12 protein-coding genes and 1 other RNA gene are annotated in these 15971 nt (G+C 36.4%); 12 read left to right on the top strand and 1 reads right to left on the bottom strand.

Going from position 1 to position 15971, the window contains the following annotated elements; genetic code table 11:
• Positions 1-12: 12 nt before the first annotated feature.
• Positions 13-621 (bottom strand): Holliday junction resolvase RecU, encoded by a 609-nt coding sequence (gene recU / locus M2M59_RS10035; protein ID WP_249774497.1) that lies wholly within the window; start codon positions 619-621, stop codon positions 13-15.
• 171 nt (positions 622-792) lie between these two features.
• Here recU and M2M59_RS10030 point away from each other — a divergent pair, with 171 nt between their 5' ends.
• From M2M59_RS10030 to M2M59_RS09975, 12 genes are all read left to right on the top strand, one after another.
• Positions 793-969, top strand: coding sequence for a hypothetical protein (locus M2M59_RS10030; RefSeq protein ID WP_184117458.1), 177 nt, complete (start codon positions 793-795; stop codon positions 967-969).
• 113 nt (positions 970-1082) lie between these two features.
• A complete protein-coding gene (locus M2M59_RS10025; RefSeq protein ID WP_249774496.1) occupies positions 1083-1448 on the top strand; it encodes a YppE family protein in 366 nt (121 codons plus the stop codon).
• Entirely contained in the window at positions 1441-3723 is a 2283-nt protein-coding gene (locus M2M59_RS10020; RefSeq protein ID WP_249774495.1) for a DEAD/DEAH box helicase, read from the top strand. Before M2M59_RS10025 ends, M2M59_RS10020 begins: the two co-directional genes overlap by 8 nt.
• A 2-nt stretch (positions 3724-3725) precedes the next feature.
• The gene (locus M2M59_RS10015) at positions 3726-4985 is read left to right on the top strand and encodes a ribonuclease H-like domain-containing protein (protein WP_249774494.1); all 1260 of its coding nucleotides are present in this window, start codon (positions 3726-3728) and stop codon (positions 4983-4985) included.
• A 58-nt stretch (positions 4986-5043) separates the two neighbouring features.
• Positions 5044-5367 (top strand): cell division regulator GpsB, encoded by a 324-nt coding sequence (gene gpsB, locus M2M59_RS10010; protein ID WP_066788409.1) that lies wholly within the window; start codon positions 5044-5046, stop codon positions 5365-5367.
• 67 nt (positions 5368-5434) lie between these two features.
• Positions 5435-5818, top strand: an RNA gene (gene rnpB, locus M2M59_RS10005) — RNase P RNA component class B.
• An 83-nt stretch (positions 5819-5901) separates the two neighbouring features.
• Positions 5902-7638: an EAL domain-containing protein gene (locus tag M2M59_RS10000; RefSeq protein WP_249774493.1), complete on the top strand. Its 1737-nt coding sequence runs from the start codon at positions 5902-5904 to the stop codon at positions 7636-7638.
• Between the two features lie 2 nt (positions 7639-7640).
• The gene (locus M2M59_RS09995; RefSeq protein ID WP_249774492.1) at positions 7641-8768 is read left to right on the top strand and encodes a THUMP domain-containing class I SAM-dependent RNA methyltransferase; all 1128 of its coding nucleotides are present in this window, start codon (positions 7641-7643) and stop codon (positions 8766-8768) included.
• A 142-nt stretch (positions 8769-8910) separates the two neighbouring features.
• Positions 8911-10812 (top strand): ATP-dependent DNA helicase, encoded by a 1902-nt coding sequence (locus M2M59_RS09990; RefSeq protein ID WP_249774491.1) that lies wholly within the window; start codon positions 8911-8913, stop codon positions 10810-10812.
• 184 nt (positions 10813-10996) lie between these two features.
• Positions 10997-13798, top strand: a complete 2802-nt coding sequence (locus M2M59_RS09985; RefSeq protein ID WP_249774490.1) for a response regulator — start codon at positions 10997-10999, stop codon at positions 13796-13798.
• Positions 13799-13809: 11 nt separating this feature from the next.
• On the top strand, positions 13810-14643 hold the full coding sequence (locus tag M2M59_RS09980) for a CheR family methyltransferase (protein ID WP_249774489.1): 834 nt from the start codon (positions 13810-13812) through the stop codon (positions 14641-14643).
• A 124-nt stretch (positions 14644-14767) separates the two neighbouring features.
• Positions 14768-15922, top strand: a complete 1155-nt coding sequence (locus M2M59_RS09975) for a fused response regulator/phosphatase (RefSeq protein ID WP_147195743.1) — start codon at positions 14768-14770, stop codon at positions 15920-15922.
• The last annotated feature ends 49 nt before the right edge of the window (positions 15923-15971 follow it).

Genomic DNA, 15971 nt, shown 5'->3' with positions numbered 1-15971 from the left:
CTTAAATTCAAGCTATGGTAGCAATGTTGTGATTGCCTTTAAATAATCTAATCGAGGAGTAAGCCCAAGATGTATTTCGGTAGCTTGCTCCTCAAAATCAGATAATGGAATGGATTTTCTTCCGCCATCCAACATTCGTTTCCATGCTGCTAACAGCATGTCACATGGTACTATAAAATAACGATCTAAGGAAGTAAAGCGTACAATTAAGAAACTGATTCCTTGTTGATTCGCTATGCCCTCCATATGTTTGACCTGATGAGCATGGACGTTTTTTAAAGGGAAAGAAGTCTTATTTTCTGTCTCTTTTGCATCAAAGTCAATATAGGCCCCATTAAAAACACCATTATAATCCGTTGTAGATGGTGTGCGAAAATAGGCTTCGCGTATAACAGCAGCGCTTCTGGATGGATACTCTACTTTGACGATTTGGACAGGAACAGGTTTCTTATGAATTACCGCAATGTTTCTCTGCAGATAATACACGTTGGTTTCATCAATATAATCTTCCAATGATTTACCCCGGTTACTATAAGAGATGTTTTTCTCTTTCCTCGTTTTTTTGCTTTCGTCTGGCGTAGGAGCCGTGTATTTTTTTCCATTCGGATATCGAATTGCCATAATACCACCTCGTCTGCCATCTATCATACCACAAACACGAACATAAACATTTGACAAATACATTGTCGGAATTTAAAAAATTAAACTTTAATCGTCGAATGAACACTTGTTTTGTCCACTTCCCCGAATTTAGTAATCAACATGGTAATGTAATAGCAAGGGGGCGATAATATGCGGAAAATTGATCACTTATTGAATCTAATTGAAATGGTAGATGAACTTTTACGGAATAGGGTGAACCACGAAGAAGAGATGTATACCAAAACGCATGAAAAAAATATAGCACTTGTAGCAAACCGCCTTGATATGATAGAAGAACAGAAAGAATATTTGTTCGCTGTTAAGTAGTAAAAGACAAATATATTTGTTAAAATAAAAACAGCTAGAAAAGAAAACCTTGTTAAACAGGTTGAAGAAAATTAATAAATTAATTAGTTCATATAAATTAAACGGAGATGTGAATGATGATTGAAAAGATGACAGAAGAATTACTAAATGAATGTAAAGAAAGCTGGCAACGGTTTTTAAATATGCGAGAAACAAACACATCTCCGGACTTTTTTAAGGAAGTTAAGCCATATGCTGACGCATACCATGCAAAATTAGCCATTTGGCAAGCAGAAGTAGAGAAATGGCTTGATCTCCATAAACCAAAACATGTCCATAAAATTCAAATAAAAAATGCAGTCGATGCGATGGACCAATTTATTGTCCAATCTTTTTATCAGCAAACCAGCAGGAAAAGGCTCTATCAATCTATTCAATCTGTTACCTATACATTGGAAACATTGCAGCGAGCGTTAAAAAAGGATGATACAGATGCTTAATAAGAAAAAAAACATTCAGGAATTGCTTGAAGAATGGCAACGAAGTAAAGAAATGCAAGACCGAATTGAATATGTACACACAATTCCAGCAAAGCAAGCAGATTTAGTCAAACTGCCAAGCAATTTGCATCCATCATTGAAAAAAGCGTTAGAAAAAAGAGGAATAGACCAATTGTATGCTCATCAACGGCAAGCATTTGATTATGCGATGAAGAACGAATCCTTTACTGCCGTAACGCCTACAGCTTCAGGAAAATCATTATGCTACCATTTACCCGTGCTGCAATCAATCATGGAAGATCGAACAGCAAGAGCCCTCTATTTATTCCCTACCAAAGCTTTGGCACAAGACCAAAAAAGCGATTTAAACAAGTTAATAGAAGACAGTGAAGAAGAAATATTAAGTTATACATACGATGGAGATACAGCGCCTGGTATCCGGCAAAAAGTCCGAAAAGCAGGCCATATTGTGATGACGAATCCAGATATGCTGCATTCAGGGATACTGCCGCATCATACAAAATGGGTTTCATTATTTGAGAATTTGCAGTATATCGTTGTAGACGAATTGCATACGTATAAAGGGGTCTTTGGTTCACATGTCGCTCATGTGCTAAGGCGCCTTTTACGTATTTGCCATTTCTATGGTAGCCATCCGACTTTTATTTGCACTTCGGCTACTATCAAAAATCCGCGAGAACTTGCTGAAAACCTAACCAATACAGACCATAAACTGATTGCAAAAAATGGTGCGCCTGCAGGTAAAAAAACTTTTTTGTTTTATAACCCGCCCATTATCCATCCGACATTTGGTGTGAGAAGAAGCGCAATACTTGAAGTGCGAGACTTGGCAAGGGAATTATATAATGCAAGAATACAAACAATCATCTTTGCTAAGAGCAGAGTGCGTGTTGAGATGCTAGTCACCTATATGAAATCCTTAACCGTAAAAAAAATTCACGATGAAAGTATTAGGGGATATAGAGGGGGCTATTTGCCATCTGAACGTAGGGCGATAGAGAAAGGGCTTAGAGATGGTACCATCCAATGTGTTGTATCGACGAATGCTTTAGAGCTAGGTGTAGATATTGGTCAGTTGCAGGCATGTATCATGACTGGGTATCCAGGCAATATCGCCAGTGCTTGGCAACAAGCAGGCCGTGCTGGCAGACGACAGGATGATGCGTTAATCATATATGTAGCGCAATCAACTGCCTTAGACCAATACATTATCAAAAATCCATCTTATTTATTTGAAAGCTCGCCAGAGGAAGCGCGCATCTATCCAGAGAATATACTTATATTAATGGACCATCTAAAATGTGCAGCATTCGAGTTACCTTTTCAAGAAGGTGAAAAATACGCTGAGTTCGAAATAGATGATTTTCTAGACTACCTTTGCGAAGAAGGCATTCTAGTGAAATCTTCGGATAAATGGCATTGGATGAGCGACAGTTTTCCCGCACATGATATTAGTTTGCGCTCTGCCTCTCAGGAAAATGTAGTCATTATTGACCAAACTATTCCTGCCCATACAAAAGTGATTGGAGAGATGGATAGATACAGTGCAATGACATTACTGCATGAAGAGGCGATATACCTTCACCAAGGCATTCAATATCAAGTTGAAAAATTGGATTGGGAAGAAAAGAAGGCTTACGTTACAGAAGTGGATGTAGATTATTTTACAGATGCAAATTTAGCGGTAGAATTAAAGGTAATAAGTGAAGATAAAGAACGAACAATAGGCCATCTACAAGTCGGTTTCGGGGATATAATGACACTTGCCACTGCAACCATCTTTAAAAAAATTCGTTTTGGTACACATGATAATATCGGTAGCGGTCCCATTCATTTGCCTCCTGAAGAATTGCATACAAGCAGTACATGGCTGTCGTTTGACCAACCAGAAAGCTGGAAGGAAGATGACTTAACAAATGCTATGACTGGTGTTGCCTACGCAATGAATAGTTTTATTCCTTTATTTTTGCAAAGCGATATTAGCGATGTACATGTTGTTCCGCAAGTAAAAGCGACGCATATTGGCAAACCAGCATTCTTCGTCTATGATAGATATCCAGGCGGAATAGGGCTTAGTGAACGGGTTTTTGATTTATGGGAAGAGTTGATTGAACATGTTTACAGTCATGTCGCAAGCTGTCCTTGCAAAAATGGTTGTCCTTCGTGTATTGGAGCCCAAGACTTAGAAGGCGAAGGCAAGAAACAAGTACTCTCATTTTTACAAATGATCACACATGCAGAAATGGATGATTAATCTTGTCATACGAAAATAAAATACTCCAGATGAAAAAAATGATTAAAAAATCCTCTTCAAAAGCGGAAGAGAAAAAAACGCCATTCGCAAAACCAAGTGACCCTGCATATACAAAAGACTGGGAAATGGCAGGACTGAAAAGAATAGAAAATCAATTTGGAATGGTTTTTTTGCTTGAAACCCATTATCCACTTGAGACGAAACATGGAGATTTCCTCCTGGGAGATCTATATAATGCATTCCGATTATGGAGCATGCCTGATAATTCACATCCAATAGAACTTACAAAAGACGATCAACTTATTTTTTATGATACTGAAACAACAGGATTGCGTGGCGTTGGAACACAGATCTTCCTCAACGGAATATTAGAAGTATCACAAGCCGGATTTATACTAAAGCAATATGTTTTAGCTGAACCAAGCCATGAAACAGCATTTTTATATGAATCTAAGCTTTGGGAACCCAATAAAACGCTTGTCACTTACAATGGCAAGAGCTTTGATTGGCCTCAACTCCAAACGCGTTTTACGTTGCATAAAAAAGATTTGCCGAACTTGCCTGAACAAAGGCATATTGATCTTTTACATGGTTCCAAAAGAATTTGGAAAAATGATCTTTCGCGTATGAAATTAACGCAAATAGAAGAGGAAAAATTAGGCTTCAAACGGGTTGGAGATATCCCTGGGTATCTGGCACCAATCATTTATTTAGATGCAATTAAAAGCGGTAATCCTGATGCCTTGCTGAAGGTGTTAGATCATAATAAATATGATTTATTATCATTGGTTACCCTATACATCCATGCAACAAATTTATTGTGTGAAAGTGAAGAGGATGAATCATCTACTACTATTACAAATATCGGTAAGTGGTATGGTGATCTTTCTGACTATGAAAAAGGTAGCAGAGTATTAGAAAAGGTAACAAACCAATTTAATAGTAATGAAGCAGGCTATGCCCATTATCATTTGGCGTTTCAGAGAAAAAAACAACATCTCTATGAAGAGGCGTACCAATCTTTTATGAATGCAGTTCCTTTTCTCAAAGAAAGTGAACAGCTTATTGCATATATAGAGCTCGCAAAAATAGATGAGCATAGGCGTAAAGATTACCAATCAGCTCTCTATTACGCCTATAAAGCAGAGCGGACCCTAAATAATATGCAAAGTCTGGATAGAGATAAAAAATTGAAAAAGTTTAATGAAATTAGCCATAGGCAACTGCGGCTAAAAAAGAAGCAATCATTGCACGGGAAATAAAAGGAACGTCGAATGAATTATGCTATAATGTTGAGACAGACGTTTATATGGAAGGAAGATGAATATGGATATGAAACTATCTGCGAAAGCTATTTTAGATAAAGACTTTAAAACGGGAATCAGAGGATATAGCCAAGACGAAGTAGATCAATTTTTAGATATTATCATTCAAGATTATGAAAAATTTGAAAAAGCTTTGGCAAAAAAACAAGAAGAGGTGGATGCGTTAAAGGATGAGTTAAAAAATGCGCAGTCACAAGCTTCTACTGATGGAAGAAGACAAACTTCTTCATCTTCGTATGCAACAAACACTAATTTTGATATTTTAAAAAGAATTGCCAATTTAGAAAAACACGTTTTTGGCGATAAATTATATGATTAATCTTATTCAACTAAATAGGTCTTGAAAAATTATAACAATACCTGTATAATAGTTGACGTCATCATAAAAGAACAAGTAATCGCTGCAATGTTAAACATTGTTGAGGAAAGTCCATGCTCGCACGGCTCTGAGATGAACGTAGTGTTCGCGCTTAGCGAATCAATAAGCTAAGGCAGTCTATAGGCTGACGGCAGGAGGAAAACCTAAGTCCTTTATGGATATGGTTGAAACTCCTTGAAAGTGCCACAGTGACGAAGCTGCATCGGAAACGTTGCAGGTGGAACGAGGTAAACCCCGCGAGCGAGCAACCCAAATTATGGTAGGGGCATTCTCCAAAAAGAAATGAATGGATGGAGAGACGGAAATTTATTTCCGTAGATAGATGATTACTACCCATTAGTACAAGGCATAGCGCCGTTATAGTACTCGGGCACAAAACATGGCTTACGTTCTTTTAATGATGCTTTATATTTTATATGAATATTTGGCTCTCCAGTTATTGGAGAGCCTTTCTTTTAGGAGATGGTGTATAAAATGGATCAGCATATTGCAAAAAATACTATTCATACAGAACATCTCGCCAAACTTTGTCAATACATAACACCTAAAATTCTGGATTCTATATCAGAAGGAATCATGATTACAAATTTAAAATCTCAAATAATTGATGTAAACCCTGCTTTTGAGTTTGTAACGGGTTATAAAAAAGAAGAAGTTATAGGTAAAAAACCTGATGTACTTCAATCAGGAAACCATAAAAAAGACTTCTATCAAAAGATGTGGGCTAGTATCGCCAGTGAAGGCGAATGGCAGGGAGAAATATGGAATCGTCGCAAAACAGGAGACGTATATCCAGAATGGTTGAAAATCACTAAAATAACCAACGATGAAGATACTATCATTGGGTATTGCGGCATTTTCTCAGATTTATCAGATGAGAAAAATGTGGAGAGCGAGCTGAAAAAACGTGCTACAACTGATATGCTGACAGGCGTCTCAAACCGCTTCGCTTTTACTGAACGTATGAATGTATTGCTAAGTACATCTAAAACGCATAATTATCAGCACGCTGTATTATTTTTAGATTTAGATCGTTTTAAACAAGTTAATGATACACTAGGCCATGCAATTGGAGATCAATTACTGGTTGAGGTTACAAGACGTATAAAGACATTACTTAAAAATAAAGATATATTTGCACGATATGGCGGTGATGAGTTTGTTTTAACATTTACAGACATTCACCATCCAAGAGAAGCGTTACATTTGGGCGAGAAGATCATTCAATTGCTCGAAAGTCCATTTTATATCCATACCCACGAATTATTTATCACAGCTAGCATCGGTATAAGTGTTTATCCCCATGATGGAGATGATACAGAAACATTGCTCAACAAAGCAGACATTGCCATGTACTATGCAAAAGATCATGGGAAAAATCAATTTTCATTTTACTTTGATGATTTGAAAACAGACGCAAAGAGAACGTTTACGCTGGATAGTGAACTGAGAAAAGCGATTAGCAATAAAAATGAGTTTGAGATATATTACCAGCCTAAAGTCAATTATCAAAAACAGCAGATTATTGGAATGGAAGCATTGGTCCGTTGGCATAATGAGATATTAGGAAATGTGTCTCCAGGTGAATTTATCCCTTACGCAGAGGAGACAGGACTGATTATTCCTCTTAGCGAAATTATTTTAGAAAAAGTATGCCTGGATGCTCATGAGCTAATAGGGTATGGCTACAAAATGCCAATTGCCATTAATATATCGAGTATCCATTTTCATCAACCGAATTTTATTACTTCGATACAGCAAATATTAGAAAGAAATAATTTGCCAGCAAATCATTTTGAATTAGAATTGACTGAAAGAACAATCATGAATAATGAAAAAGAAACAACGCGTAAATTAATTCTGCTAAAACATATGGGTTTTAAATTATCTCTTGATGATTTTGGTACAGGTTATTCTTCTCTTAGCTATCTAGTCGAATTTCCGCTTGATTGCGTAAAGATTGACCAAAGCTTTATCAAACAAATTTGCAGTGTTAGTGATAAGCAAGCGATTGTGCATGCGATAATCCAGATGGCGCACAGATTACAAATGAGCGTCATTGCAGAAGGTGTTGAGCAGCGTGATCAAGTTAAATTGCTCGGTGAAATGGATTGTGATATGATTCAAGGATATTATTATTCAAAACCGGTTCCATTAGATGAGATAATGGAGTTCCTTGAATTTTGGGAACTAGAAATAGAAGGGAAGTAAGTATGACTAAATATCAACTAGTAGCGACAGCAGCCATGGGGCTTGAGTCGATTGTGGCCGATGAACTAAAAGCCTTGGGCTATCATACAAGAACAGATAACGGGAAAGTTTATTTCGAAGGCGATGAGAGAGATATCGCTAAAACCAATTTATGGTTGCGCGTAGCGGACCGCGTAAAAATTGTAGCTGGAAGCTTCCCAGCTAAAACTTTTGAGCAATTGTTTGAGGGAGTAAAAGCGATTGAATGGGAAAAGTATTTGCCTGTTGATGCCGAATTTCCGGTTACAGGAAAATCTGTAAAGTCTAAATTATTCAGCGTTCCTGACTGCCAAGCGATTACAAAAAAAGCCATTGTGGAACGGTTGAAGGGCCACTATATGCGTTTAGGCTTTTTGGAAGAAACCGGCGCTAAGTTTAAAATTGAGGTTTCTATCCTAAAAGACATTGCAACATTGACAATAGATACTAGCGGAGCAGGGTTACATAAAAGAGGCTATCGTCTTGATCAAGGTGAAGCCCCTTTGAAAGAAACGCTTGCTGCTGCTTTAGTATATATATCAAAGTGGAATCCGAATCGACCATTTGCAGACCCATTTTGCGGTTCAGGAACGATTGCTCTTGAGGCTGCTATGATTGGACAAAACATGGCTCCTGGTTACAACCGTGACTTTATTAGTGAAGAATGGCCGTGGATAAAATCTAGTATATGGAACGATGTGCGTATGGAAGTTGAGGATGTAGCCAACTACGATCAACCACTTCAAATCTTTGGTTCTGATATTGATCATAGAATGGTTGAGATTGCACAATCAAATGCACGAGAAGCTGGGTTTGCTGACTTGGTATCATTTAAGCAAATGCAAGTAACGGATTTTACAACAATCTTATCGGATGGTGTAATGATAGGAAACCCGCCGTATGGTGAACGTATCGGTGAAAAAGAGACTATTGAAAAAATGGTTCAGGAAATGGGTAAGATGATGAATAAATATCCAACTTGGTCTGTTTATATGCTCTCTTCCATGGAGAATTTTGAAGAATTATATGGTAAGAGAGCTACAAAGAAACGTAAGCTTTTCAATGGTTTCATTAAGACGGATTACTATCAGTTTTGGGGTAAAAAATCTTGAAAACAGTGACTAAATAGTAGAGCTATAACATATTTTAAATTTAGATAAAGTTGTCTATAATAGGATTATTAAAGATTTAAGTGCGTATGTAGCGGATGGGGAAACCTATCCGTTTCGTTGTCTAGTCGAGAGGGGAATAAGAATGAGACAGTCAATACCATTTGCCTTATCCAAAGATAAGTCTTTCTTTGATTCATTAGGAGACTGGATAGGCGATATTTTGTATGACGAACTTCCTGAAAAAGGATTCGAATGTCGTGATGAACAAATTTTTATGGCTTACCAAATTGAAAAAGTGCTTCGTGAGAAAGCGGTGCTCTTTGCTGAAGCAGGAGTGGGTACCGGTAAGACAATCGCTTATTTATTGCCTGCGATTGCCTATGCACGCTATACGGGAAAGCCTGCTTTAATTGCATGTGCTGATGAAACGTTAATCGATCAACTGGTTAAAGCTGGTGGCGATTTATATAAATTACAGGATACACTTGATATGAAGATAGATGTTCGCCTGGCAAAGTCAAGAGATCAATATCTATGCATCAAACGCTTTGAAGAGGCTGAAAAGTATGCTGATGGCCCTTATCTGGACGACATTGCAGAAACAATGCCTGAAGGTGTTTTCGGCCAAGGAACATTAAATCTCTATGGCCAACACAGCGATTACCCAAATATAAGCGATGAAGAATGGAATCTTGTGAATTACAATTCTATTCAACAATGTTCTGTTTGCGAATTGCGCAATAGATGTGGCCAGACACTGCATCGGGCACATTACCGAGAATCTACAGACCTAATCATTTGTTCGCAAGACTTTTTAATGGAGCATATTGCCACAAAAGAATCCCGTGAACGAGAAGGACAATTGTCGCTGTTACCTGAAGTATCGATGATTGTACTTGATGAAGGGCATTTGCTTGAGTATGCTGCACAAAAAGCGCTGACATATAAAGTGCAAGATTATACCATTGTTCAATTAATTGACCGTTTAATGGTTGACGGTCTACGCGAAAAAACGTTATACACAATGGAACAATTGCAAGAGGGGCATGAATTGTTTTTTGATCAATTGCGAGATGATGTTATTGAATCAGCCGATGAACGTAAAAGAATTAATAAATCTCCTCAACTATTAGCGTTAGGAAAAAAAGTAATCAATATTATTGAGGTGCTTTTAGAAGAATTTGTATTTGAATCAGAACTATATGTTATTCCGGAATATGAATTAAGAATGGCTGAAGAATTTTTAGAACAATATCAATCAGCAATGAAGATTTTTGCAACTAGCAATGATGCAGTCAATTGGCTAGAAGAAACGGATGGCAAAGAAACACTAGTCATTATGCCGAGATTGATTACTGAAGTTTTAGAAGAGAAATTATTCACCAAAAAAGTTCCTTATGTCTTCTCTTCTGCCACTCTGTCAGTTAACAAGGATTTTAGTTATATAGCAGGAAGCTTAGGTATTAAAAATTATCACTCTTTCTCTGTACCTTCTCCATTTGATTATGAAGAAGTGATGAAAATTTTCTTGCACCAGAGTCCACAGCAGGAAAAAGCTCAAAAAGTAGAAGAACTATTAATGGACAAACAGCAAACACTTATACTATTTAAATCTCAAAAAGCTATGCTCGAATTTAAAGAAAAACTGCCGGATGAGTTCAAGTCAACAATTGGCTTTGAAGGAGATCGTGAATTATCGTCCATTGTTCGGGACTTCCAAGAAGGCAAGCTCAATGTTTTATGTTCTTATCATCTTTGGGAAGGGTTAGACTTGCCGAAACAAGCATTAACGCGAGTAATTATTTTTGATTTGCCATTCCCGCCGCACGATCCATTATTTGATGCTAAACGGGCTTTTGCAAAAGATCCTTTCCAAGAAGTAGATTTACCTTTTATGCTACTTCGTTTACAGCAGGGGATGGGACGCTTGATTAGAACATCAGAAGATTACGGTGAAATCCATTTGTTATTTAATGAAGAAGAAGTAAAATATCAAGAAGAATTGATTCCAATCTTGCCGGCTAAACTAGCAGAATACAAATAACCATGACCCTTAAAGTATGCTCTTAGCATACTTTTGGGGCTTTTTTCGTTTTTTTCGTAATCCGGAACATTTTTTAGCATAAACTATCGAATAGTGATAGAATATATTAAGTATACTATTCTTTACTACTAGGATTATTTACAAATTTTTATATAAATCAATATTAAGAAAGGCGGGAGATTATATGGATTATAAGAAAAGGCAATGGATTGGCTTTGGATTAATTATCGTTTTCCTATTGATTCTGTTATCAACGATGATTTCCAACTTAAATTCATTAAGAAAGAATATGACCGAGATTGTCGATGATCGCTATGAAAAGGTGAAAGTTGTCTTAGACATGAGACAGCTCTTTTCCCAATCAGACCGAGAAATCTTGTATGCTGCGCTAAATGAAGGTAAGAATAAAGCTGAAAAAAGCGTTGAAATATTAGAGAAAAACCAAACAGCTATTATGAAGGATATATCTCAGTTAAGCTCGGTAGTTAATACTGCAGATGGAAAAAGATTGTCACAGCAACTAAATGATCAGTATCAATCTTATACTGCAACTGAAACTAAGATTATTCAAGCGGTGACTAATAAAGACAACAATGCAAATCTCGAGTCTCTGATGAATGACCAAATGGCTAAACGTAGTGAAGTAACGAAGACACTCAATGATTTTAAAACGTATCAAGAAAAGTTAATGGATACAAAAGTAGATGAATCTCAAAAAAGTTATGAGAGTACTTTATTCTTAAGCATTATAGGATCAGTGATTGGAATTATCTTCGTTTCAGCAATCCTGCTATGGATGCTCCGCAAACTTTCTCAAGATTTGTCATCTATTGCTGGTGTCATTAAAGATATTGATTATCATAATTTATCTAGTATCCCACGGATTAATATCAGCACAAAAGATGAGATTGGTGATATTGCTCATTCATTTAATGCAATGGCAGAATCATTAGAGCAATATAATTTGAATGAGAAAAAATATACACAAGAAATGAATGACCAAAACTGGATTCAAACCGGTTTAGCAGAAATCGGTACAATGTATCAACGCATTGAAGATATTCAAGTTTTAGCAAATCGACTTTTAACAAAATTAGCGCCAATGATAAATGCTTCATTCGGAGTCTTTTACCTTCGAAAAGGTGATGGAAAAGATACTCGATTTATCAAGCTTGCTGATATCGCGGGAGACGGAGAAAATATTGGCCGGGAAGCTTTCCGGGTCGGAGAAGGTATTATTGGCCAATGTGTGTCTGAACAAAAATCACAAGTTATTACACATATACCCGATAACTATCAATTAGTAACCACAGGGCTTGGTCAAGTTAGCCCAAAAAGTATTTTAATTGCACCAGTTATCTTTGAAGAACAAGTAGTAGCAGTCATTGAAATGGCTAGCTTAGAAACATTTACACCAGTTCAAGAAAAATTCATCCAAAAAGTGCTTGAAACATTAGGCATTACGATTAATAGCGTTGAAGGACGTATGGAAATTGAACGTCTCTTGAAAGAGTCACAAGCACAAACGGAAGAGCTTCAAGCCCAATCAGAAGAGTTGCAAGCTCAATCAGAAGAATTGCAAACACAAGCTGAAGAGTTGCGAATGATTAATGAACAGCTATCAGAAAGAACATATGAAGCTGAAGAAAAATCGCATCAGCTAGAAGAGACGAAGAAAGAGTTAGAAGAGCAAGCTTTAGAGCTGCAGCGCAGTTCGCAATATAAATCCGAATTTATGGCGAATATGTCTCATGAGCTTAGAACGCCTCTTAACAGTATTATTATTTTGTCTGAAATGCTTCAAGATCCTAAAGATAGCAGTACAGCCGAAGAAAAACGTGAATTCGCCCAAATTATTGGCTCATCCGGTCAAGACTTATTAACCTTGATCAACGATATATTAGACTTGTCAAAAGTTGAAGTCGGAAAATTAGTAGTGGAATTTGAAGAAATGAATGTTAGTGAGATTCCTGATCTTCTTTACCAAAACTTTAAGCATATTGCGAAAAATAAAGGCTTATCCTTTGAAGTGAAAATGGAGGACAATATTCCAGCGCTATTCTATACTGACCATCAACGATTCCAACAAATTATGAAGAATTTACTTTCAAATGCCTTTAAATTTACGGATGATGGTTCTGTAGATGTTCATTTCAAAAAAGCAGATATGGAACGGGTTTACAAACATGTTCAAGGTGCAAATCCAACTATTGATTGGATTGAGATCAATATATCAGATACAGGTATTGGTATCCCGAAAGATAAACAAGAATTAATTTTTGAGGCATTCCAACAAGCGGATGGTGCAACTATTCGCAGATATGGCGGCACTGGATTAGGTTTATCTATCAGTAGAGAGTTTGCAAAATTGCTTGGCGGGAATATAATTTGTGAAAGTGTTGAAGGGCAAGGAAGTACCTTTACATTATTCCTTCCAAATTTACCTGAAGGCGTAAATGTAATGGAAGAAAGCGATGTTACGGATCTTATTGCAGCTACAGTAGAAGCAGAACGATGCCAGGAACAAGATAAAACATTGGACACTTTAGTAAGCTTCAGCGAAGAACAGCAGAAAGAACAAGCAAACTCAAATAAATTAACAGATAAAAAGATACTAATCGTTGATGATGACAACCGAAACATCTTTGCCTTACGTAAAGTATTAGAAGCAGAAGGCATGAATATAATCACTGCGCAAAATGGCTATGAATGCTTAGACATCCTTCATGAAGAAAATACAATTGATGCCGTCCTAATGGATATCATGATGCCAGGCATGGATGGTTACGAAACAATGCAGCTGATTCGCCAGCAAGAACAGTATCAAGAACTGCCAATTATAGCCTTGACAGCAAAAGCAATGAAGGGTGACCGTGCTAAATGTCTAAAAGCCGGTGCATCTGACTATGTAAGCAAACCATTAAAAGTAGATCAATTATTGTCTGTGCTTCGTGTATGGCTCACATCAACGGTGGTAACCAGATAGCGGTGAAAACTATGAAAGATTCTATTACACAAGAAGAAAGAGAAGAAATTGAAATAAAGTTACTGTTGCAGGCGATTTTTGATGTTTCGGGTTTTGATTACCGTGATTATATGCGCTCATCTATTAAGCGAAGAATAGAGAATCGAGCTCGCATAGAAAATGTAAGGACGATTAGTTATTTAATCGAAAAGGTTTTATATGAAAAAGGGTTTGTAGAAAAATTAATTGATGATTTCTCCATCAATGTAACAGAAATGTTTCGAGATCCTGAGTTTTTTGAAGCGTTTCGTTTACAGGTAATTCCGCATTTGAGAAACCTTCCTGAAATCAGGATTTGGCATGCAGGCTGTTCAACAGGCGAAGAAGCCTTTTCCATGGCTATCTTATTAGAAGAAGAAGGCCTTTACGATCGAGCAAAAATCTATGCGACGGATATAAGTGAGAAAGTTTTATCTACTGCAAAAAAAGGCATTCTTCCGTTGAACCGCATGCAAACCTATACTCGGAATTATTTAAATGCTGGTGGGAAACATGAGTTTTCTAAATACTATACTACAGATTATGATTATGCTTATTTAGACGAAAATCTAAGAAAAAACATTGTTTTCTTTCAACATAATTTAGTAACAGATGGGTCATTTAACGAATTTCATATCATAATTTGCAGAAATGTTATGATTTATTTTACAAGTGATCTTCAACTAAGTGTGAACCAATTATTCTATGAAAGCCTCTGTAAAGGGGGCTTTATGGGAATTGGTAGCAAGGAGTCTCTGCGGTCAACTCAGTTTTCAGATAAATATGCTGTTATTTCAGCTAAAGAGAATATATACAGAAAGATCTAACAGAAGGAGATGCTTATGCATTTCCTTTCCTTGTTTTATTTAGAGTGATGCTTTACATTTTTTTATTTAATGATGTTTAATTTTCTACTATTAGGGTATTACATTATCAGTAAGGGGGAGAAGAATGACAATATTAATAGTAGATGATAATCAAATCAATCTCTTTTTAATAGAGAATATACTTAAACGTGCAGGTTATACAGACTATTCCTCTCTTACATCTGCCAAAGCCATGTTCGATTATTTAGAAACAGAAGTAAAAGAATCAACAAACACATCTGTTGATTTGATTCTTCTGGATATTATGATGCCTGAAATGGACGGAATTGAAGCATGTAAGATACTACAAGATAACCCTAAGTTTAAAGATATACCAATTATTTTTGTGACAGCTATTGAAGATTCAAAAAAAGTTGCCGAAGCGTTAGATGTCGGCGGCATTGACTATATTACCAAACCAATTAACAAAACAGATTTGCTAGCCAGAATTCGTGTAGGCCTTCGATTAAAATACGAAAAAGATTGGCATAAAAAACATGAAAAGAAAATACAAGATGAACTTGAATTATCCATGCAAGTGCAAAGAGGGCTTCTTAGCAAACCTTTAATAGAAGAAAGATTTAATGTCAATGCATCCTATTTGCCTGCAAATCAATTAGCCGGAGATATGTACTATTGGCAAAAGATAGATGAAGATCGATATGGTGTAATCTTATTGGATGTAATGGGCCACGGCATTACATCATCTTTAGTGTGTATGTATATATCTTCTGCATTACGAGATGCTATTCGCAAAAACCCCGACCCTGTGGCACTAATTGAAGAACTAAATAGATGGATGAATATACTGAATCAAGAAAAAAATACGTTCCATTATTATTTTACTGCCATATATTTAGTTATTGATACGAAGAATAATACTATTGAATATGTGAATGCTGGCCATCCACCTGGGTTTTTATTAGTCGAAGATCAAAGAATTATTACCTTATCGACCAATTGCTGCCCTGTAGGATTGTTTAGAGAAATGAAAGTGAAAAAAACAACCATTGAATTTAAAGAAAAAATTCAAGTTCTTATTTATACGGATGGGGTAATGGAAGCATTAGATGATATCAATCATGATGGGCTAGAAGAATTGAAGAAATTAGTGATTAACCAGAAGTTTGATAATATTCAAATGCAGGAACCTATTGAGTATGTATTACCTAAAGAACTGCAAATTGATCAACCTGATGATATGTGTGTAATTATGATTCAAGCGGGAAATATATCGTAGATACATATACAGGAAAAAAACGTTCTATTTCAATTAAGAAATAGAACGT

It is taken from the genome of Rummeliibacillus sp. G93 (genome assembly GCF_023515935.1).
Classification (GTDB): domain Bacteria; phylum Bacillota; class Bacilli; order Bacillales_A; family Planococcaceae; genus Rummeliibacillus; species Rummeliibacillus stabekisii.
Note: the sequence above shows the minus strand (reverse complement) of the source record. Positions and strands in the feature narration are given on the sequence as shown.

Bases quoted from the DNA above. Each gene is read 5' to 3' on its own strand.
- recU (WP_249774497.1), bottom strand. From the start codon at position 621: ATGGCAATTCGATATCCGAATGGAAAAAAATACACGGCTCCTACGCCA.
- M2M59_RS10030 (WP_184117458.1), top strand. From the start codon at position 793: ATGCGGAAAATTGATCACTTATTGAATCTAATTGAAATGGTAGATGAA.
- M2M59_RS10025 (WP_249774496.1), top strand. From the start codon at position 1,083: ATGATGATTGAAAAGATGACAGAAGAATTACTAAATGAATGTAAAGAA.
- M2M59_RS10020 (WP_249774495.1), top strand. From the start codon at position 1,441: ATGCTTAATAAGAAAAAAAACATTCAGGAATTGCTTGAAGAATGGCAA.
- gpsB (WP_066788409.1), top strand. From the start codon at position 5,044: ATGAATATGGATATGAAACTATCTGCGAAAGCTATTTTAGATAAAGAC.
- M2M59_RS10000 (WP_249774493.1), top strand. From the start codon at position 5,902: ATGGATCAGCATATTGCAAAAAATACTATTCATACAGAACATCTCGCC.
- M2M59_RS09995 (WP_249774492.1), top strand. From the start codon at position 7,641: ATGACTAAATATCAACTAGTAGCGACAGCAGCCATGGGGCTTGAGTCG.
- M2M59_RS09990 (WP_249774491.1), top strand. From the start codon at position 8,911: ATGAGACAGTCAATACCATTTGCCTTATCCAAAGATAAGTCTTTCTTT.
- M2M59_RS09985 (WP_249774490.1), top strand. From the start codon at position 10,997: ATGGATTATAAGAAAAGGCAATGGATTGGCTTTGGATTAATTATCGTT.
- M2M59_RS09980 (WP_249774489.1), top strand. From the start codon at position 13,810: ATGAAAGATTCTATTACACAAGAAGAAAGAGAAGAAATTGAAATAAAG.
- M2M59_RS09975 (WP_147195743.1), top strand. From the start codon at position 14,768: ATGACAATATTAATAGTAGATGATAATCAAATCAATCTCTTTTTAATA.